General features: G+C 68.4%; 20 protein-coding genes and 1 tRNA gene. 4 read left to right on the top strand and 17 right to left on the bottom strand.

The genetic code is table 11. From position 1 onward, the window contains the following. Window positions 1–136 precede the first annotated feature (136 nt). The 4 genes from WB461_RS06155 to mobA all read right to left on the bottom strand — a co-directional run bounded on the left by WB461_RS06155 (window position 137) and on the right by mobA (window position 2,415). Window positions 137–526, bottom strand: a complete 390-nt coding sequence (locus WB461_RS06155; protein WP_423851840.1) for a hypothetical protein — start codon at window positions 524–526, stop codon at window positions 137–139. Window positions 527–782: 256 nt separating this feature from the next. Next, a complete protein-coding gene (fdhD, locus tag WB461_RS06150) occupies window positions 783–1,610 on the bottom strand; it encodes a formate dehydrogenase accessory sulfurtransferase FdhD (protein ID WP_423851839.1) in 828 nt (275 codons plus the stop codon). Then, window positions 1,611–1,865, bottom strand: coding sequence for a DUF6457 domain-containing protein (locus WB461_RS06145; protein WP_423851838.1), 255 nt, complete (start codon window positions 1,863–1,865; stop codon window positions 1,611–1,613). Then, window positions 1,819–2,415 carry a molybdenum cofactor guanylyltransferase gene (gene mobA / locus WB461_RS06140; RefSeq protein ID WP_423851837.1) on the bottom strand — a complete coding sequence of 199 codons (597 nt, stop codon included), beginning with the start codon at window positions 2,413–2,415 and terminating at the stop codon, window positions 1,819–1,821. The genes WB461_RS06145 and mobA overlap by 47 nt, the downstream gene beginning before the upstream one ends. Before the next feature lie 98 nt (window positions 2,416–2,513). On the opposite strand from mobA, the gene trmB reads away from it, so the two are divergent. Next, window positions 2,514–3,224, top strand: a complete 711-nt coding sequence (trmB, locus tag WB461_RS06135; RefSeq protein WP_423851836.1) for a tRNA (guanosine(46)-N7)-methyltransferase TrmB — start codon at window positions 2,514–2,516, stop codon at window positions 3,222–3,224. A 9-nt stretch (window positions 3,225–3,233) separates the two neighbouring features. Continuing rightward, a complete protein-coding gene (locus WB461_RS06130; protein ID WP_423851835.1) occupies window positions 3,234–3,620 on the top strand; it encodes a hypothetical protein in 387 nt (128 codons plus the stop codon). Between the two features lie 3 nt (window positions 3,621–3,623). Here WB461_RS06130 and WB461_RS06125 read toward each other — a convergent pair whose 3' ends face one another. From WB461_RS06125 to WB461_RS06115, 3 genes are read right to left on the bottom strand one after another with little or no spacing between them, the layout of a single operon-like run. Continuing rightward, window positions 3,624–4,079 (bottom strand): GNAT family N-acetyltransferase, encoded by a 456-nt coding sequence (locus WB461_RS06125; protein ID WP_423851834.1) that lies wholly within the window; start codon window positions 4,077–4,079, stop codon window positions 3,624–3,626. Beyond that, window positions 4,076–4,414 (bottom strand): hypothetical protein, encoded by a 339-nt coding sequence (locus tag WB461_RS06120; RefSeq protein WP_423851833.1) that lies wholly within the window; start codon window positions 4,412–4,414, stop codon window positions 4,076–4,078. The genes WB461_RS06125 and WB461_RS06120 overlap by 4 nt, the downstream gene beginning before the upstream one ends. Before the next feature lie 22 nt (window positions 4,415–4,436). Next, complete coding sequence (locus tag WB461_RS06115) at window positions 4,437–6,809, bottom strand: acetyl-CoA acetyltransferase (RefSeq protein WP_423851832.1); 2,373 nt, start codon at window positions 6,807–6,809, stop codon at window positions 4,437–4,439. Window positions 6,810–6,897: 88 nt separating this feature from the next. On the opposite strand from WB461_RS06115, the gene WB461_RS06110 reads away from it, so the two are divergent. Next, window positions 6,898–7,476, top strand: coding sequence for a TetR/AcrR family transcriptional regulator (locus WB461_RS06110; RefSeq protein WP_423851831.1), 579 nt, complete (start codon window positions 6,898–6,900; stop codon window positions 7,474–7,476). Here the strand turns inward: WB461_RS06110 and WB461_RS06105 are convergent. From WB461_RS06105 to WB461_RS06065, 9 genes are all read right to left on the bottom strand, one after another. Further along, on the bottom strand, window positions 7,447–8,427 hold the full coding sequence (locus tag WB461_RS06105) for an aldo/keto reductase (protein ID WP_423851830.1): 981 nt from the start codon (window positions 8,425–8,427) through the stop codon (window positions 7,447–7,449). The two genes, WB461_RS06110 and WB461_RS06105, sit on opposite strands and share 30 nt — an antisense overlap. A 25-nt stretch (window positions 8,428–8,452) precedes the next feature. Further along, the gene (locus WB461_RS06100) at window positions 8,453–8,746 is read right to left on the bottom strand and encodes a putative quinol monooxygenase (RefSeq protein WP_423851829.1); all 294 of its coding nucleotides are present in this window, start codon (window positions 8,744–8,746) and stop codon (window positions 8,453–8,455) included. Between the two features lie 74 nt (window positions 8,747–8,820). Further along, window positions 8,821–8,897 (bottom strand) — tRNA-Leu (locus WB461_RS06095). 51 nt (window positions 8,898–8,948) lie between these two features. Beyond that, entirely contained in the window at window positions 8,949–9,875 is a 927-nt protein-coding gene (locus tag WB461_RS06090) for an exopolyphosphatase (protein WP_423851828.1), read from the bottom strand. Window positions 9,876–9,908: 33 nt separating this feature from the next. Then, the gene (locus WB461_RS06085) at window positions 9,909–10,421 is read right to left on the bottom strand and encodes a DUF501 domain-containing protein (RefSeq protein ID WP_423851827.1); all 513 of its coding nucleotides are present in this window, start codon (window positions 10,419–10,421) and stop codon (window positions 9,909–9,911) included. Further along, window positions 10,418–10,822, bottom strand: a complete 405-nt coding sequence (locus WB461_RS06080) for an FtsB family cell division protein (RefSeq protein WP_423851826.1) — start codon at window positions 10,820–10,822, stop codon at window positions 10,418–10,420. Before WB461_RS06080 ends, WB461_RS06085 begins: the two co-directional genes overlap by 4 nt. 160 nt (window positions 10,823–10,982) lie before the next feature. Beyond that, entirely contained in the window at window positions 10,983–12,260 is a 1,278-nt protein-coding gene (gene eno / locus WB461_RS06075) for a phosphopyruvate hydratase (protein ID WP_423851825.1), read from the bottom strand. Window positions 12,261–12,413: 153 nt separating this feature from the next. Further along, window positions 12,414–13,265, bottom strand: coding sequence for a MazG family protein (locus WB461_RS06070; protein ID WP_423851824.1), 852 nt, complete (start codon window positions 13,263–13,265; stop codon window positions 12,414–12,416). Further along, entirely contained in the window at window positions 13,265–13,912 is a 648-nt protein-coding gene (locus WB461_RS06065; RefSeq protein WP_423851823.1) for a hypothetical protein, read from the bottom strand. The genes WB461_RS06070 and WB461_RS06065 overlap by 1 nt, the downstream gene beginning before the upstream one ends. A gap of 104 nt (window positions 13,913–14,016) precedes the next feature. On the opposite strand from WB461_RS06065, the gene WB461_RS06060 reads away from it, so the two are divergent. Continuing rightward, window positions 14,017–14,577 carry a 1-acyl-sn-glycerol-3-phosphate acyltransferase gene (locus tag WB461_RS06060; RefSeq protein WP_423851822.1) on the top strand — a complete coding sequence of 187 codons (561 nt, stop codon included), beginning with the start codon at window positions 14,017–14,019 and terminating at the stop codon, window positions 14,575–14,577. 10 nt (window positions 14,578–14,587) lie between these two features. Here WB461_RS06060 and mfd read toward each other — a convergent pair whose 3' ends face one another. Further along, complete coding sequence (mfd, locus tag WB461_RS06055; protein ID WP_423851821.1) at window positions 14,588–18,106, bottom strand: transcription-repair coupling factor; 3,519 nt, start codon at window positions 18,104–18,106, stop codon at window positions 14,588–14,590. Window positions 18,107–18,123: the final 17 nt, after the last annotated feature.

Here is an 18,123-nt window from a genome sequence, read left to right as displayed (position 1 = left end):
CGTGGATCACCCCTGGCTCTTCGGCGTGATCAGCGCCAGCTCTTGTGTGGGCTTGCTCGCGACCGGTCTGAAGGCCCTGACCACGGCGAAGATCCAGCCATGGATCAAGTCGTGATGAGGGCCTTCGACGTCGAGATCAGAACGAGACGCACTGCTCGAAGTACGTCTGGATGTTGGTTACGCCTCGGCATGGCGGACCATTGACCTGCGCCTGATGGGGCAGCTCGCTTTCCGGACCCGTGATGTAGATGGAGATGTCTGCGACGTTGTCACCGTCCATGTCGAAGCCGACCAGGCCATGGAATCCGTCCCCCGTGTTCGGGTCGACCAAGCCCCGGTCGAAGCGACTCTGCAAACCTTTCGAGACGTACACAACCTCGTCATACTGGTTGAAGACGATCTGTACCCCGGCGGCTGGGTTCTTGCTCGCATTGACGCATTCATGAGCCGAGGCTGGTCCTGCGGCAAGAACGCCTGCCGCGACTACTCCCAGCGATCCCATGACCATTCGTGAAATTACGTTCATTGTTCCTCCAGAGCGTCCAGCCCAATCTGCTGGCCTGTATCCCCGATGGCCCAATATCTTCCTCGCCCCTGACGGCGGCTCGCAGCCTTTTCAGAAATTCATGTCGAATTGCTGTCCCGGCTCGCCAGCCGGTCGGCGCACGGTGCATCGATGCACCCGTTGGCTCCAGAAAATGGCTGTGGCTCAGCTCCGCGAGGAAAGCTGCAGCCGTGGAGAGTGCCGGACTGCGCCGGATCGCACCGGATGGGACAGCAGGTCAGGAGATTCGTTGCGAGCCTGCGTAGACGTTGAACGAGCCACCACGGCTGAATCCCAGCAGAGTCATGCCCGCCGACTGGGCGTGCTCCACCGCGAGCGAGGACGGCGCAGACACGGCGGCGAGGACCGGGATGCCGGCCATGTGCGCCTTCTGGACCAGCTCGAAGGAGGTACGCCCCGAAACCTGGAGAGCCGTCCCGGCCAGCGGCAGCCGACCCTCGCGCAGCGCCCACCCCACGACCTTGTCGACCGCATTGTGCCGGCCGACGTCTTCGCGTAGGCACAACAATGTGCCCGAACTGTCGAACAGTCCGGCCGCGTGCACCCCTCCGGTGCGGTCGAACACCTTCTGCCCCTCCCGCAGCCGGTCCGGCAGCGAGCCGAGAAGATCCTGGCTCCATGCCGATTCGTCGTCGAGCTGACCGAAGTGAGCGGCCTTGTGGACCGCATCGATCGAGGCTGTGCCGCAGATGCCGCAGGAGCTGGAGGTGAACACGTGTCGCTCGAGCGACACGTCGGGCGGCGGGGTGTCCGCGCTCAGTGCGGCGTCGACGACGTTGAACGTCTGCAGCCCGTCGTCATCGGTGCCGGCGCAAAACCGCATCGAGGTGAGCTGGTCGGCCGCGTGGATGACACCCTCGGAGACAAGGAATCCCGCGACCAGGTCGAAGTCGTCACCGGGTGAGCGCATCGTGACCGACAGCGACCTGCCGTTGATCCTGATCTCGAGCGGCTCCTCGACCGCCAGCGAATCCTCACGGACCGTCGGCGGTCCGTCGGCACCGTAACGGGCGACCTGGGCGCGCCGGGTGAGTCTGCCTGCCACTCAGGAGCCCTCCTCGACTCGCTCGCACAACGCAGTCGCGACGTCGATCGCTGCACGCAGGTCCGCCGTGGAGCCGCCCGCGAGTCCGGCCGCCAGACCCGCCACGAAGGTGGTCAGCGGGGCGGCGGGACGCACCACGGAGTGCGCTGCAACGGCGGCCAGGTCCAGAACCAGCTCGGGGTCGAGGTCGAGCTCGGTGATGCCGAGCTCATCGGCGACTGTCGCCATCCAGTCCGCCAGAGAGATCCCCGTCATCGTGTCCTCCTCGCTCGAGCGCCTCGTCACGATCGTGCCACGTGTCGATGTCCAGTGCCGCCCCGGCAGGGATCGCGACCTCCACGAGCACCAGCGGAGCCAGCAGAGCGCGGACCGAGAGGTCGGTGAGCGTTGGTTGCGCCGCGACCGCCGATCGCAACGCAGCGGTGTCCACCACGCTCATCAGGTGCTGCCGCCGGCCGACCTGGTCGACCGCGATCGCGCCGTCACCGGCGGCCGCATCGAGGAGGAGCGCCACGACGTCACCGAGGAAGGGCTGATCGCAGGCCGCCAGGAGGACCTGCGGTGCTCGCACCTCAGCCAGCCCCGCTCCGATCGCTGCGGCGGGTCCGGCGAAGCGCGGTCGCTCCTGCACCACGATCGCGCCGGGTGCCCGGACGTCGCCCACCACGACGATCCGGCTGGCTGGCGCAACGGCACGCAGCGTGCCCTCCAGCAGCGTCTGGCCTGCCAGCTCCAGCGTGGCCTTGTCGATCCCGCCGAGACGTGATCCCCTGCCGCCAGCGAGCACGATCGCGTCCCAGGTCATGGGAATCTCTGCCATCGTGCAGGGCGGTGGGCCGCGTCGGGCACCTCGGTCCAGTCCTTCGTGTCGGGCTCGATGTCCACGCGTCTACGCTAGCGCGAGTGGAGCAGCCGACGTACCGGACCGAGCCGGTCTCATTCGCTCGCCGTGGCGGGCGACTCACCGATCGGCAGCAGACGGCGTGGGACGCCCTCGCTGGAAAACATGTCCTGGAGGTTCCGCGACACGGGACCAACACCTCGGTCGACCCTGACTACGTCCTGGACACATGTGCCGCCTTCGGGCGCCAAGCGCCGCTGGTCGTCGAGATCGGCAGCGGCCGCGGCGAGGCCCTGGTGCATGCCGCGGAAGCCCATCCTGAGCTGAACTTCCTGGGTCTGGAGGTCTACATCCCGGGTGTCGCGCAGACCCTCGTCACGATGCGTCACCACGGCGTCACGAACATCCGGCTCGTGATCGTCAACGCTGCTGAAGCGCTCACGACCATGCTCGAGCCAGCCTCGGTGCACGAGCTCCGGGTGTGGTTTCCCGATCCATGGCACAAGAAGCGGCACCACAAACGTCGGCTGGTGACGGCATCTTTCGCTGCATTGGCGGCGCGGGTGCTCGAGCCCGGCGGCCGCTGGCGGCTCGCAACGGACTGGGAGGACTACGCCGAGCAGATCCGCTCGGTTGTGGACGCCTCGCCAGACTTCGACGGCGGACAGTGGTCACCACGCTTCGAGGGGCGCCCGCTGACCCGGTTCGAGGACAAGGGCATGCGAGTCGGTCGAACGATTCGCGACGTCGAAGCCATCCGACGATCCCCCTAGGATGGACCGATGATCGAGACCAGCAACGCCGAGAAGCTCCACATCAGCGACGGCTTCGTCGTCTGGGTCGTCGGCGCCTCGGTCGAGGAGACCTCGCTGCTCGACCCGCTGCCCGAAGGCGCGGTGACGATCGAGGAACGCGACGAGGAGCAGCTCCAGACCCCCGACGCCGCGATCATGATCACCGACAACCGGACGGCACTGGCCGACGACTTCGACGAGGTCCTCCCTCGGCTGGGCTCGATTCCCGTCGTCTGGATCACGTACCCGCTCGACGGTCACTCCGATCTCGACGAGGACACCCTGCAGAGCCTGCTGTCCGATTACGGCTGGGGAGCCATCGAGAGCATTGCGCTCGACGAGACCTGGGCCGCGATGCGGATCCAGCAGTCGTAGGCCTCAGGCCGCGTGGCGGAACCGGGTGATCCAGATCCCCGGTGGAATCTGTTCGTCGCTCTCGGCCCGGAAGCCGTGCTTGGCGTACAGCGCCACGGCCGGCTGGTTTGCCCGGCCGGTGGCAGCCGCGACAGGACGGCCCGAGGCGCTGGCGAGGACACGGGACAGCAGCGTGCTGGCGATGCCGCGCCGCATCGCCGACGTGCTCACCATGACGCGATGGATCTCGACGGCGTCATCGGTCTCCCACCAGGCGATGGCTCCGACGAGCTGGACGCCGTCCCACGCCATGAGCCACCGGCCACGCCATGCCGTCAGGCCGATCTCGTCCTCCAACAGCGGCGAGATGCGCTCGTCTCCCACCAGCACGGCCTCGCGCGCATAGGAAGTCCGCTGCAGGCGCAGCAGAGCAGCAGCGACATGCGGATCAGCGGCAGGATCGGGCGAGGACAGGATCATCGCGAGTCGTCCCGCATCGCGTCCAGACCAGCCGCGGCGAGCCGCCGCCAGGAGTCGGACTGCCCAGCCGGCACCATCACCCAGTCCTTGAGCGGGCGACCCTTGCCGGACGGGTCGAACGGCTCTGCGCCGGGTAGCGCCAGGGCCTCGGAGTGCGGGGCGGTGTCGGCGTCCAGCTTGACCGCCATTCGCTCGCGGCGGAAGCTGGCGAACGCCCGTCCCTCGTAGGTCAGCGAACGGCTGCCGAACAGTGCGCCGGGCAACGCGCCATGCGGTGCCAGCTCGTCCAGGATCTCGTCGAACCGGGCCTCTGCGTCCATCCTCACCTCGCTCATGGCAGCCTACTCCCCGAGTGTCTCAGCGATTTCTCCACTCTGGCGCGCGTTTCTCCGCGAACGCCATGACGCCCTCCAGCGTGTCCTCGCCGATCAGCAGCTGATCCATCGCGTCGGTGGGATGGCGAACGGCGGCGACATCGTCCGCCATACCGCGGGTGCTCTCCATCACCTCGAGAGACAACCGTACGGAGCTGGGTGAGACCGCCACGATCTCGGCGGCGAGCTCTCGCGCCGCCTCCAGCGCACTGCCGTCGGGCACGACCCGGCTGACCAGACCGAGTCGCAGCGCCTCGGCCGCATCGATGGCCCGCCCGGTGAGGATCAGGTCGTGCGCGATCTTGGTCGGGATGGCACGGGGCAGACGCACCACGCCACCGGCGGCCGCGAACAGTCCGACCTTGACCTCGGGCAGGGCGAATCTGGCGGACTCTTCGGCCACCGCGAGCTGACAGGCCAGCACGATCTCGAATCCACCGCCCATGGCGGCGCCATTGACCGCAGCGATGATCGGTTTGCGCACGTGCTCGCGCGAGGTGAGCCCACCGAAGCCGCTGTCCGGGAACCACGGAAAACCGCCGCCCTCAGTCGTCGTGGCGGTCAGGTCGTTGCCCGCACAGAAGGCGTCATCTCCCGCGCCCGTGATGATCGCGACCCAGAGATCGGGATCGGCCAGGTACGCGTCGAAGATCCCGTCGAGCTCGACGTGCGCCGCTGCGTGCAACGCATTGCGTACGTGCGGCCGCTGCAGCGTCACCTCCAGCACATGACCGTCTCGGTGCACCGAGACGTGCTCGTAGTCCTCACGCAGTCCCACGGCCGGACGCGGCAGCAGCTCGTCCATCCGCTCCCGGGTGAGCGTGACCCGATTGCCGTAGCCGAACGATCGCGCGTACACACGTGAGCCGATCGGTTCGGCCGGTCCGGTCAGAAGTGCCACGACGTCGTCGTCACCTGCCGCGGTGGTAGCGAGGAAGCGTCGCCCGTCACCCAGCCGACCCATCACGATGCCGGTTGCGCCGGACCGGGCGTGCTGAACGGTGTAGGTCTCGACCGTCGCCCAGCCGTCCGCCGCGGCCGCGGTGGCGGCCGGTTCCGGCCTGTCCAGCGCGTCCTGCAGCTCCGCCTCGTCGACGTGTGGCCACGCAGCGGGGGTCGACGCGTAGATTCCTGCCGAGTACTTCGACAGGATCCCGCCGTTGGCCCCGACGAGCCCGTAGGTCCCGGGCTCGTGCCGAACCCGGTCCACGATCTCTGCGATGGCGTGCATCGAGTAGTTGTTGCCAGCGCCACCGAAGAACGGCAGACCTCCGGTGACCGTCAGTCCACGCGGATCATCGGCGGCGAGATCAAGGCCGTCACACACCGCAGACACCGCGATCGGATAACAGCTGTACAGGTCCAGATGCGTGACGTCGGCGATGCCGATGCCGGCCACCCGGAGCGCGTGCCGCACAGCTAGAACCGCAGCCGGACTCGCCCCGAGATCGGGCCGCTCGATGATCGACCGTTCCGTGGTGTCGGCCCGTCCGTGGACGAAGGCCCAGCGGTCCTCGGGCACACCGAGTCGACGAGCGGCCGCGACTGACATCATCAGGACGGCGGCACCCTGGTTGACCTGGTCGCGCGCGATGACGTACCTCGGGTAGGGATCGGCGACCATCCGGTTGCGATCCGTGACCGCCACGAGCTCCTCAGCCGTACGCCGTGTGGGCGCCGCCGCCAGCGGATTGGCTGCGGCCACGTCGGTGAACGGCGCGAACAGCTCACCCATCGTGCGGGCGTAGGCCTCGCGATCCAGTCCGAGATGCGCCCGCCGAGCATGCTCCAGCAGTCCGTACTGGGTGGTCGCATCAGTCAGCCCGTGACGCACCTGCTCCAGCGTCACGACGCCGCGCAATCCGTAGCCGCGGTCCTGCACCGTGCCGCCGGGATCTTCGCTGAAGTCCGGCGCGTCGTCCGATCCAGCCAGGTGCCGGGCCGTGGAAATCGCCTCGGACCCCACCAGGAGCACCACCTCGGCCCGTCCCGCGGCAATCTCCTCCCCCAGTTCGGAGACCAGGTGCTGCGGTCCCTGCCCGCCGGTGACCTCAAGGATCGCGCGAGCCGGATCGGCACCGATCAACCGTGCGATGGAGCGAGCGACATTGGTGGAGCGACCCAGCGGCGCATGGCCGATGGGGGTCGAGATCTCGAACTGCCGGATCGCTGCGATGGTGTCGATCGCTGCAGCGATCTGAGCGCCGGCTGCGTCGTCCAGGGCATTCTTGGCGGCCCAGGCGGCCAGTCCGACAGCGGACAGTCCGCGATAGTCCGGTTCGTCGACCCGTTCGGCGCACTGGCCGACCCCGACGACGACCGGTGTGCAGGGGTCCAGATCTTCCAGCGATGTCATGCCGGCCACTATACTGACGACTACCGTTCAGTATCTGGAGAGGCCGATGGAACTCACTGCGACCCGAGGGCGCCCCCGCGATCCGAAGATGGAGAGACGCGTCCATCTCGCCGCCTGCGGGGTGTACGGCCGGCATGGGTGGGCCGGGTTCAGCATCGAGGCGGTGGCCCGCGACGCAGGAGTCGGCAAGGCTTCGATCTACCTGCGGTGGAGCGACAAGAAGCCGCTGCTGGTCGATGCGCTCGTCACGACGCTGATCGGTGTCGACGACGTCGACACCGGGTCGCTGCGGGGCGACCTCATCACCCTGGCGCGGCACCACGTCGGCCACTACGTCGGCGACCTCAAGGATGCAGCGCTGCGGATGACGACCGAGGCGCCGCTGACGCCCGAGCTGCGGCCGACGTGGGAGATCTGGCGCGAGTCACAGGTCCGTGCGGCACGGGCGACCGTCCGCCGCGGCATCGCGCGCGGCGAGCTCGCTGCCGACGCCTCGGTCACCCTGCTGCTCGACACTCTCTTCGGCGCAGCGCTCATGCACGCTCTCGTCACGCCGGATGCGCTGGCGCTGCGCAACACGTCCGACATCGACGAGTACGCCACGACACTGGCTGACTTCGTCCTGGCCGCCGCCTCGCTACCAGCGGGGGTGGATCGCCTCACGTAGCCGGCGGTCGTAGATGTCGTGGACCGTCGAGTTGAAATCCTCGGGCAGCGTCACCGCGGCGGCTTCGCCGTTGGATCGCGCCTGGGCGACATTGCGTGCGCCGGGGATCGCAGCAGTGATCCCGTCCTGGGCCAGAATCCACGCGATCGCGGCCTGGGCCGGACGCACTCCGTCGGGCACGGCGGCGGCGAACTCCTGCGCCGCGGCGACACCGGTCTCGAAGTCGACGCCCGAGAAGGTCTCTCCCACGTCGAAGGCCTCGCCCGACCGGTTGTAGGTCCGGTGGTCGTCCGGCGCGAACGTGCTGCTGGTCGTGTAGCGGCCCGACAGCAGGCCAGAGGCCAGTGGCACCCGCGCGATGACGCCGACTCCGGACTCTCGGGCTGCGGGGAGCACCTCGTCGAGCGGCTTCAGCCGGAATGCGTTGACGATGATCTGCACGCTGGCGACGTGTGGCCGTGCGATCGCGGTCAACGCCTGGTCGACCGTCTCGACACTCACGCCGTACGCGGCCATCACACCCTCCTGCACGAGCAGGTCGAGCGCCTCGTACACGGCGTCGTCGGAGAAGACCGAAGCGGGCGGGCAGTGCAGCTGGACCAGATCCAGTGTCGCGACCCCGAGATTGGCGCGGGATCGATCGGTCCACCGCCGGAAGTTGTCGAGGGTGAAGTGGACCGGATCCTGCTCAGCACGGCGACCCATCTTGGTGGCCACGAAGATATCGAGATCGGGCCGGCCCCGAAGATACTCTCCGATCAGCTGCTCACTGCGTCCATCTCCATAGACATCGGCGGTGTCGAAGAAGGTCACGCCGCCGTCCACGGCGGTGTCGAGCACCGCCATGGCCTCGGCGTGCTCGACATCGCCCCAGTCGGCGCCGAGCTGCCAGGTGCCGAGCCCGACGATCGAGACCTCGCGGCCGGTGCGGCCCAGGGTTCGGGTGTCCACGATTCTCTCCCTCGTGACGATCAGGCTAGGAGGCGATGGGCGTCAGGGGGTGGATCGCCGGTGCGACAGCCAGCTCGCTGCCCAGGACCGACAGCGCGGACTGGACGTGCGGCGTCTCCAGGTGCGAGTCGAGGTTTTCCGGCCCCTCCCACTCCTCGACCGTGATGAACGTGCCGGGCGCGACCGACGACTCCGAGAGCACGTAGGCAATGCAACCCGACTCGTCCCGAGTGGGTGCCACGAGTGCGGTCAGGGCGTCGCGCACGACGTCCTGAGAACCGGGCTTGGCGGTGATGACGGCGACGACGTGGATGCTCACGATTCCTCCTGGGTGGACTCGCCACGATAGGCCAGATCGCCGACGTCGGCCTGCTGGAGAGCGCGCGCCGGTGGTGGTGCTCCCGGTGGGGATCGAACCCACACTGTGACGGGTTTAAGCCATCTGCCTCTGCCGGTTGGGCTACGGGAGCGCAGCCGTCAGCCTAGTCGCGCCCGTGCCAGGTCGCGGGACGCCCGAGCCATCAGCCGGGCACCATGTCCCACGCGATCCCATCGAGGATGTCGTGCTCGCTGACCACCATCGTGTCGGTCTGCAACGGCAGCAGATCGACCAGCCGGTCGAGGATCAGCGCGCCCCCGCCGATGACGTCAGCGCGACCCGGGTGCATGAACGGCAGCGCCCGACGGTCCGCGACGGACATCTGGACCAGTGACAGGCAGGCCGCCCGGACATCGTCCAGCCACAGCCGGGCCCCATGGATCGTCGCCGAGTCGTACGACGGCAGCGCCAACGAGTGCGCCGCAACCGTCGTGACGGTCCCGGCGACGCCCACGAAGGCGCCGACTGGATCGATTTCGGCGACAACCGGGGCCAGCACGCTGTCCAGGTGATTCATGCAGGTGATGACCTCGGACACGGAGGCTGGGTCGCTCGGCAGAAAACGTTCGGTCAGCCGCACCGAGCCGATGTCGAGCGAGACCGACCACTCGACCTCCTCCCCCGTACCGACGACGATCTCGGTCGACCCGCCACCGATGTCGATCACGAGGGTGCGCGCGGTCTCCAGGTCGCGCGTCGCCCCCAGGAACGAGGCCCGGGCCTCGTCCAGTCCAGCGAGAACGATCGGTCGCACACCGAGAATCTCCTCGATCGCGTCTTCGAAGTCTGCCGCGTTGTCAGCGTCGCGCACCGCCGAGGTGGCGCAGAAACGGACCTCCGTGGCCTCGAACATCTCGATCATCGCGGCAAATTCACGAGTCACCTGGACTGCGCGCTCGATGGCCTCCTCGGCCAGATGACGCGTGCGATCGACGTCCTGCCCGAGTCGCACGATGCGCATCTCCCGAAGCAGATCGGTCTTGCTCCCGTCCGCGATGTCGCTGATCAGCAGGCGGATCGAATTGGTCCCGCAGTCGATCGCGGCCACACGGGCTGGATGCTCAGGCATTCGTCGAGCGTACCGAGCCGAGCTACCGACAGGTCACTCCGCCTCGTCCGGCGGGACCCAGTCCGGGCCGCATGCATTGCCTGTCCACCAGTCACCCAACAGAGCGAGGGCCTCGTCGCCCAGCGGATTGACGCTGCGACCCTTGGCGAGGGAGTGCGCGACCAGCACGTGCAGGCACTTGACCCGCGTCGGCATGCCCCCAGCCGTGATGCCGGCGATCTCGGGTACGTGCCCGATCGCCTCCCGCTCGGCAAGGTAGGACAGATGGGCCTGCTGATAGGCCGCAGACAGATCCGGATCACTCGCGAGCCTGGAGCTCATCTCGCGCATCAATCCCGATGCCTCCAGCGTGCCGATCTCGGCGGCCAGGCGATCGCAGGTGAGGTAGAACATCGTCGGGAACGGCGTGCCGTCGTCGAGTCGGGGCTCGGTCTTCACGACATTGGGGTGGCCCGACGGGCAGCGGGACACCACCTCGAGGATGCCCCGCGGCGGGCGGCCGAGCTGCTCGGCGACCGCGTCGAGGTCTGCTTGCGGAACCGTCACTTGCTCTTCAGCACCTTGTTCGGATCGGTCGTCGGTCTGGTGGGCTTGGGCGTCTTGCCGGACTCCTTGACGCTGCCCCACAGCTTGTCGTACCACTGCGTCGTGACCGCCTGGGGCGGCGCATCGAGGGTTGGGACGTCGCCCTTGACCGTTCCATCGCTGCCGATCACCCGGTAGCCGACCTCGCCGGGGGTGACCCAGCCGAAGCGTTGCTTGGCCTGCTGCTTGACGTAGGCCGGGTCGTCCCAGCGCGCCTTCTGATCCTCGAGAGCGGCGATCTGCTGCTTCTTCATGACGATCTCGGCCCGGGTGGACTGGATGTCGCCCCGTTGGTCCCACCAGGCGTGCAACGTTGAGGTGTACGACGCGATGAGCAGCAGCACGACCGACAGCAAGATCACCGCTCGGGTGGTGAGCTGTGGACCTGTACCGGCCGCGGAGGTCGGCTTCTTGGGCGTACGCGCACGGGGGGCCGGCCGCCCGCCACGCTGCCCGGACGGCCGACGCCCACGGTCGGGCGGCTTCCGTCCCGGGCCGCGCGAAGGACGCTGTGCCATGGTCCTAGAGCGCCAGCCGCGGGAAGGCGGACGCGCCGGCGTAGGTCGCAGAGGCCCCGAGGGCCTCCTCGATGCGCAGGAGCTGGTTGTACTTCGCCACCCGATCCGAGCGGGCGGGCGCGCCGGTCTTGATCTGACCACAGTTCGTCGCGACGGCGAGATCGGCAATCGTGGTGTCCTCGGTCTCGCCCGAGCGGTGGCTCATCATGCAGGCGAAGCCGTGTCGGTGGGCGAGCTCGACCGAGTCGAGCGTCTCGGTCAACGAGCCGATCTGGTTGACCTTGACCAGCAGCGCATTGGCCGCGCCCTCGTCGATGCCACGGGTCAACCGTTCGACGTTGGTCACGAACAGGTCGTCGCCGACGATCTGGACGGTGTCGCCGATCGAATCGGTCAGGGTCGTCCAGCCGGCCCAGTCGTCTTCGTCGAGCGGGTCCTCGATCGACACGATCGGGAAGTCGGCCGCGAGCTGTGCGTAGTACGCCGACATCTGTTCGGCAGACTTCTGCTGGCCCTCGAACGCGTAGGAGCCGTCGGCGAAGAACTCCGAGGCTGCGACGTCCAGAGCAAAGGCGATGTCGGTGCCGACCGTGAGGCCGGCGGACTCCACGGCGACCGTGATGAGCTCGAGCGCGGCACGGTTGGAGTCCAGGTTGGGGGCGAAGCCGCCCTCGTCGCCCAGTCCCGTCGAGAGCCCCCGCTTGTTGAGCACGGACTTGAGCGAGTGGTAGACCTCGGCACCCTGCTGCAGCGCCTCGGAGAACGAGCCCGCGCCGATCGGCGCGATCATGAACTCCTGGACGTCGACGTTGGAGTCGGCGTGGGAGCCACCGTTGAGGATGTTCATCATCGGGACGGGAAGGACGTGCGCGTTGGGACCGCCCACGTAGCGGAACAGGGGCAGTGCGGCCGACTCCGCCGCTGCCTTCGCCACCGCGAGCGAGACACCCAGGATCGCGTTGGCGCCGAGCGTGGCCTTGTTGTGCGTACCGTCCAGATCGATCATCGCCAGGTCGATCGCGCGCTGGTCGTCGGCGTCGAAGCCAACCAGCGCCGGCCCGATCTTGTCGTTGACCCCGGCGACGGCCTTGAGCACGCCCTTGCCGAGGTACCGCTTGCCGCCGTCACGGAGCTCGACGGCCTCGAACGCGCCCGTGGAAGCGCCGGACGGCACCGCAGCGCGGCCGATCGTGCCATCGTCGAGGGCGACCTCGACCTCGACGGTCGGGTTGCCCCGTGAATCCAGAATTTCCCGTGCGCCGACGGCGTCGATGCGTGCCAAGAGACTGCTCCTCGTAAGTGAACGAACCTGCGGGGACAGCCTAGTCCCGACGCCCCCGTGCCCGTACGCGCCTCGCTCTCGCGCGCGCCAGTGTCCCGGGGTTCACCCCACAGCAGAGTCTGGACGCGGCCGCCCCGGCAGCAGCACAGGCGCCTAGCCCAGCAGTCGAACGGCCTGGCGGAGCACTTCTTCGGCGTCCTTGCCATGCGCCCGCGCCTCCGCCACGAGCGCGAGCAGGCGCGAGCCGAGATCGTCACCCGTCACCTCGAGGATCTCGAGTCGTCCCATCACCTTGTCGGCATATGCGAGGGCTGGCAAGGTCGCCGGGATGCCGTCGAAGACCGACGTCCGCTGCTTCTCGATCGCCTTCAGGCGTTGCCAGTTGGCGTCGACCTCATCGGCGCTGCTGACCGTGACATCGCCGAAGACGTGCGGATTGCGATGGACGAGCTTGGTTGCGATCCCCGCCGCCACGTCATCGATGTCCCAGCCCTGTCCCTCGGCCGCGATCCGGGCGTGGAAGACGATCTGCATCAGCAGGTCGCCGAGCTCCTCGCGCAGGTGGTCGTCATCACCGCTGTCGAGGGCCTCGAGAGTTTCGTGGGCCTCCTCCAGGAGGTAGTGACTCAGCGACGCGTGCGACTGCTGCGCGGTCCATGGACACTCGCGGCGCAATCGGTCCATCACCTCCACGACGTCGAGCAAGCTGGAGCCCGGCAGGTCGTAGGAGCCGAAGATCACCTCGACGTCGGCAGCGTCGCCGGACATGAGTTCGTCCGCCATGGCGCGAGCCCACGCAGCGTCGCCGGTCGGGGCGATCCACACCGTCCGCGGCTCGTGCGACGTCAGCTCGGCGATCTCGACGGGTATGCCCGAGGACACGATCGCACGGACGTGTGGGTCATCGACCGACGCGCGGACGGTTGCGGCCGAGCGCAGCACGTCCCAGGCCTGCAGCGTCAGGATCCCCGGCGCGACGCGGGGGCTGATGACGAGGATCTGCATCAGGAGCAGCGTTGCGCCGCGGGGAGCTGATCGGACTCCGCCGCTCCGAGATCCGCCGCCGGCACCGACAACGAGCCCGTGGGGGCGATCTGCCGGGAGCCGCCAGTGAGTCCGAACCGCGGTGCGAACGTGACGTCGTTGTCCGCGAAGGCACCGATGATCTGGTTCTGCCCCAGCTCGGCGAGCTGCGCCTCGGTGGTGCTGGTGCTGAGCTGGCCGGTGGACTTCTCCCCGAGCGCGACCGCGATGGCCGAGATCTCCTGGCTGTCCTCGATGGCCCTGCCGATCTGCTCGACATCGCCGTCGGGAAAGGCCTTCGCGATCTGATCCTGCTGGTCTGCGGTCAGCTTGTACTCACTGGGCCGCGGCGTGACGCCGGCGTCCTCGGCGAGGCGCCGCGCCACGACCGTCGAGACCAGCGAGGTGACTGCCTGGCGGCGAAGATCGGCGTTGTCCGGCACCGAGGCGCCCTGGGCTTCAGCCGAGCTCAGCGTGAGGGTGCAGTAGACCTCAGCGGTGTCGTTGAGCGCCTTCATCGAGATGGTCTTGCCGTCGACCACGGCGGCGGCACCGGGATGAACGCTGCCACAGGCAGTCATCGTGAGGGCGGCAACGGCGAGGACGACAGCACGTGCGCGGGTGAGCATGGTCACAGATTACCCACGCCCCGCGCGACGCCTCACGGCGTCCCTCACTCGCGGTCACGGGGGCGTCGAGGCCGGATTGGGCCACACGGCTCTAGGCTCGACCCATGATGCGTCAACGGCTGGCCCGCGCCATCGTCCGGGCCAAGGGCTTCACGATGGTCGGCGAGGTGCCCGAGAGCGGGATCCTGGTCGGCGCACCGCACACGTCGAACTGGGACTTCATCACGATGCTCCTGGTGATGTGGCACGACGGCGCCCACCCCCGGGTGCTGGTCAAGAAACAGCTTTTCAAGGGACCACTCGGCTGGTTGCTGCGTTCGTTCGGCGGGGTGCCGCTCGATCGCGAGGACGCCAGCAGCGTGGTGGGCGACCTGGCCCGCGAGGCCAGGAATGGCGAACCCTTCCGTTTGATCCTCGCGGCGGAAGGCACCCGCTCGAAGGGTACGTACTGGAAGTCCGGATTCCTGCGGTTGTCGAAGGACACCGGTCTTCCGATCACCTTGGCGTTCTACGACCCGCCGACCAAGACCATGGGCTTCGGTCCCACGTTCCACGCCAGCGACGACGTGCGAGCGGACATGGACATCGTCCGCGGGTTCTTCGCGGACAAGTTCGGCATCAAGCCGAAGAACGCCACTCCGCCCCTCCTGCGCGAAGAGGAGTGAAGCCGCGCCGCTAGGCCGGGACGAGCGTGTCGATGACGGTGCGCGTCCAGTCCAGCAGCTCCCGGCCGACCAGTGGCGAGCCGCCCACCGGTGCCGTGCGGGGACGGGGCACGAGCGCGACCTCGGCCGCCATCTTGTAGGTGCTGCGGGGGTAGATGCGCTGCAGGCGCATCTGCGCCGAGTCGGGCAGCTTGAGCGGGGAGAAACGCACATTCGGTCCCGCTGCGGTGACCTCGGTCAGGCCGGCATCCCGTACGCGAACACGCAGTCGGGCGACGTCGAGCAGCGTCTCCACCGCTTCGGGCGGCTCGCCATACCGATCGACGAGCTCGGCGCGGAGCTCATCGACGTCGGACAACAGCCGGACGTCCGCGAGCCGCTTGTACATCTCGAGGCGGAGCCGCTCGCTGGGGACGTACTCGTGCGGCAGGTGTGCCGCGATCGGCAGCTCGATCTTGACCTCGCGCTCGGGTTCGGCGTCGCCTCGGAACTCCGCGACTGCCTCCCCCACCAGGCGGACGTACAGGTCAAATCCGACGTCGGCGATGTGGCCGGACTGTTCACCACCGAGCAGGTTGCCGGCACCGCGGATCTCAAGATCCTTCATCGCGACTGCCATGCCGCCGCCGAGCTCGGAGTGCTGGGCAATCGTTGCGAGGCGATCGTGCGCGGTCTCGGTGAGCGGCTTCTCCGGCGGGTACAAGAAGTAGGCATAGGCGCGCTCGCGCGAGCGGCCGACACGGCCGCGAAGCTGGTGCAGCTGCGACAGTCCGAGGGTGTCGGCGCGCTCGATGATCATCGTGTTGGCGTTCGAGACGTCCAGACCGGACTCGACGATCGTGGTGCAGACCAGGACGTCGTAGCGCTTCTCCCAGAAGTCCACCATGACCTCCTCGAGCTGGTGCTCCGCCATCTGGCCGTGTGCTGCTGCGACGCGCGCCTCGGGCACGAGCTCCTTGATCTTCGCGACGGTCTTGTCGATGGTCTGCACCCGGTTGTGGATGAAGAAGGCCTGCCCCTCGCGCAGCAGCTCGCGGCGGATCGCGGCGATCACCTGCCGGTCCTCGTACGGCCCGACGAACGACAGCACGGGGTGGCGCTCCTCCGGCGGCGTCGCGATCGTCGACATCTCGCGGATACCGGTGATCGCCATCTCGAGCGTACGAGGAATCGGGGTCGCCGACATCGACAGCACGTCGACCGCCGCACGCAGCATCTTGAGCGCTTCCTTGTGCTCGACTCCGAAGCGCTGCTCCTCGTCGACGATCACCAGGCCGAGGTCCTTGATCTTCACGCCGGGTTGCAGCAGGCGGTGCGTCCCGATGACCAGATCGATCGTGCCGTCGGCCAGACCCGCGAGCGTCTCCTTGGACTGCTTCTCGGTCTGGAAGCGCGACAGCGGCTTGATCGTCACCGGGAACTGTCCGAATCGCTCGGCGAACGTCGCGTAGTGCTGCTGCACCAGCAACGTCGTGGGGACCAGCAGGATGACCTGCTTCCCGTCCTGGATCGCCTTGAATGCGGCCCGCACCGCGATCTCGGTCTTGCCGTAGCCCACGTCGCCGCACACCAACCGGTCCATCGGGACGGTCCGCTCCATGTCGCGCTTGACCTCGTCGATCGTGACCATCTGGTCCGGAGTCTCGACGAAGGCGAACGCGTCCTCCAGCTCGGCCTGCCACGGGGTGTCCGGGCCGAAGGCGTGACCCTTGGTCGCCTGACGCGCGGCGTACAGCTTGATCAGCTCACCGGCGATCTGACGGACGGCCTTGCGGGCCTTGTTCTTGCGGTTGGTCCAGTCCGAGCCGCCGAGCCGGTCCAGGGTCGGCGACTCACCGCCGACGTAGCGACTGATCTGATCGAGCTGGTCCATCGGGACGAACAGCCGGTCGGCGGGTTGCCCGCGCTTGGAGGGGGCGTACTCGACCACGAGGTACTCGCGGGCCGCGCCCTGCACGACGCGCTGCATCAGCTCGACGTACCGACCGAGCCCGTGCTGCTCGTGCACGACGAAGTCGCCCATCTTGAGCTCCAGCGGGTCGACCTGCTTGCGCCGACGCACCGGCATCTTGCGCTCGGACCGGTCGGCTGCCCGCTGCCCCACCAGGTCGTCGTACGTCAGGATCACCAGGCCCAGCGGTGTCGAGATCAGTCCGTGGTCGAGCTCCCCACAGCTGATGTGCACGACACGCGGCGACGGCCCGGTGACCTCGTCGTCGAGCGCCGCGGCGACATCGTTCTCGGCGAGCCACTCCAGGGTGCGCTGGGCCTGGCCGTGGCCTGGCGCGACGAACACGACCCGCATGTCGTCCGCAACCCACGCCTTGATGTCGGCGAGGGCAGCCGCGGTGTCGCCGCGGTAGGCAGGTGCTGCCTCGAGGCTGACAGTCCGTGACTTCTCGTCCAGATCCAGCCCGAACGGCGACTGGGTGAACCACGTGTGGCCCAGGCCGAGGGTCGCGAGCCGCACATCGTCCAGCGCGTGGAACGCGGCAGACCCCAGGTCGATCGGCGCCTCGGCCCCGGTCGCTGCGGCGGCCCACGATGCCTGCAGGAACTCCTCGCTCGTCGCCACCAGGTCGGCCGCCCGGGCCCTGACTCGCTCGGGATCCATGACCAGGATCGCCGACCGTGGCGGGAAGAGGTCGACCAGGCTCTCCATCTCGTCGGTCAGCACCGGCGTCAGCGATTCCATGCCCTCGACGGCGTGTCCCTGCGAGATCTTGGTGAAGATCTCCGCCAGCGAGGGGTGCGCGACCGCGAGCTCGGCAGCCCGCGCGCGGACGTCGTCGGTCAGCAGGAGCTCGCGGCACGGCGGCGCCCAGACGTGCGGGACCTCCTCGAGCGTGCGCTGGTCGGCGACCGCGAATCGGCGGATCTCGTCGACCGTGTCACCCCAGAACTCGATGCGAAGCGGGTGCTCCTCGGTCGGCGGGAACACGTCGATGATCCCGCCGCGCACCGCGAACTCGCCGCGGCGCTCGACCAGGTCCACGCGGGAGTAGGCCGCGTCGGCCAGCTGTCGGACCACGTCGTCGAGCGGGATGTCGTCGTTCTTGTGCAGCTCGACCGGCGTGAGGTCCGCGAGACCTTTGACCTGCGGTTGCAGCAGGGAGCGCACGGGGGCGACGACGACGCGCAGCGGTCCGGTCGCAAGCGTGGAGCTCGTGGCAGGGTCAGCGTGGTTCTGAACGGGGTGCACCAGCCGGCGCAGTACCGCCAGCCGCCGGCCGACGGTGTCCGAGCGCGGTGACAGGCGCTCGTGCGGAAGCGTCTCCCAGGCCGGGAAGTAGGCGACCGAGTCGGCGCCGAGCAGCTCGCCGAGCTGCGTCGTCAGGTCCTCGGCCTCGCGAGCCGTTGCGGCGACGGCGAGCACCGTGGACTGCTGGGCCAGTGCGTACGCCACGAAAGGACGCAGCGGCTCGGGCGCCTGCAGGTCGAGCTCCTGCAAGCCGTCCTGCCGGTCCGCCAGTGCCTGCACGAGGGTGGGCTCGGCGGCGACGAGATCCGCGAGGGGCTGCAAGGTCATGACCTGTCCAATCTATC

The organism is Aeromicrobium sp., from assembly GCF_049587115.1.
Lineage (GTDB): Bacteria > Actinomycetota > Actinomycetes > Propionibacteriales > Nocardioidaceae > Aeromicrobium.
This window is presented reverse-complemented; position numbering and strand designations above follow the sequence as displayed.

What these genes read in the sequence shown, in the direction of transcription:
- WB461_RS06155 (WP_423851840.1), bottom strand. Translation starts at nt 526, where the DNA reads ATGAACGTAATTTCACGAATGGTCATGGGATCGCTGGGAGTAGTCGCG.
- WB461_RS06145 (WP_423851838.1), bottom strand. Translation starts at nt 1,865, where the DNA reads ATGACGGGGATCTCTCTGGCGGACTGGATGGCGACAGTCGCCGATGAG.
- mobA (WP_423851837.1), bottom strand. Translation starts at nt 2,415, where the DNA reads ATGACCTGGGACGCGATCGTGCTCGCTGGCGGCAGGGGATCACGTCTC.
- WB461_RS06130 (WP_423851835.1), top strand. Translation starts at nt 3,234, where the DNA reads ATGATCGAGACCAGCAACGCCGAGAAGCTCCACATCAGCGACGGCTTC.
- WB461_RS06125 (WP_423851834.1), bottom strand. Translation starts at nt 4,079, where the DNA reads ATGATCCTGTCCTCGCCCGATCCTGCCGCTGATCCGCATGTCGCTGCT.
- WB461_RS06120 (WP_423851833.1), bottom strand. Translation starts at nt 4,414, where the DNA reads ATGAGCGAGGTGAGGATGGACGCAGAGGCCCGGTTCGACGAGATCCTG.
- WB461_RS06115 (WP_423851832.1), bottom strand. Translation starts at nt 6,809, where the DNA reads ATGACATCGCTGGAAGATCTGGACCCCTGCACACCGGTCGTCGTCGGG.
- WB461_RS06110 (WP_423851831.1), top strand. Translation starts at nt 6,898, where the DNA reads ATGGAGAGACGCGTCCATCTCGCCGCCTGCGGGGTGTACGGCCGGCAT.
- WB461_RS06090 (WP_423851828.1), bottom strand. Translation starts at nt 9,875, where the DNA reads ATGCCTGAGCATCCAGCCCGTGTGGCCGCGATCGACTGCGGGACCAAT.
- WB461_RS06070 (WP_423851824.1), bottom strand. Translation starts at nt 13,265, where the DNA reads ATGCAGATCCTCGTCATCAGCCCCCGCGTCGCGCCGGGGATCCTGACG.
- WB461_RS06065 (WP_423851823.1), bottom strand. Translation starts at nt 13,912, where the DNA reads ATGCTCACCCGCGCACGTGCTGTCGTCCTCGCCGTTGCCGCCCTCACG.
- WB461_RS06060 (WP_423851822.1), top strand. Translation starts at nt 14,017, where the DNA reads ATGATGCGTCAACGGCTGGCCCGCGCCATCGTCCGGGCCAAGGGCTTC.
- mfd (WP_423851821.1), bottom strand. Translation starts at nt 18,106, where the DNA reads ATGACCTTGCAGCCCCTCGCGGATCTCGTCGCCGCCGAGCCCACCCTC.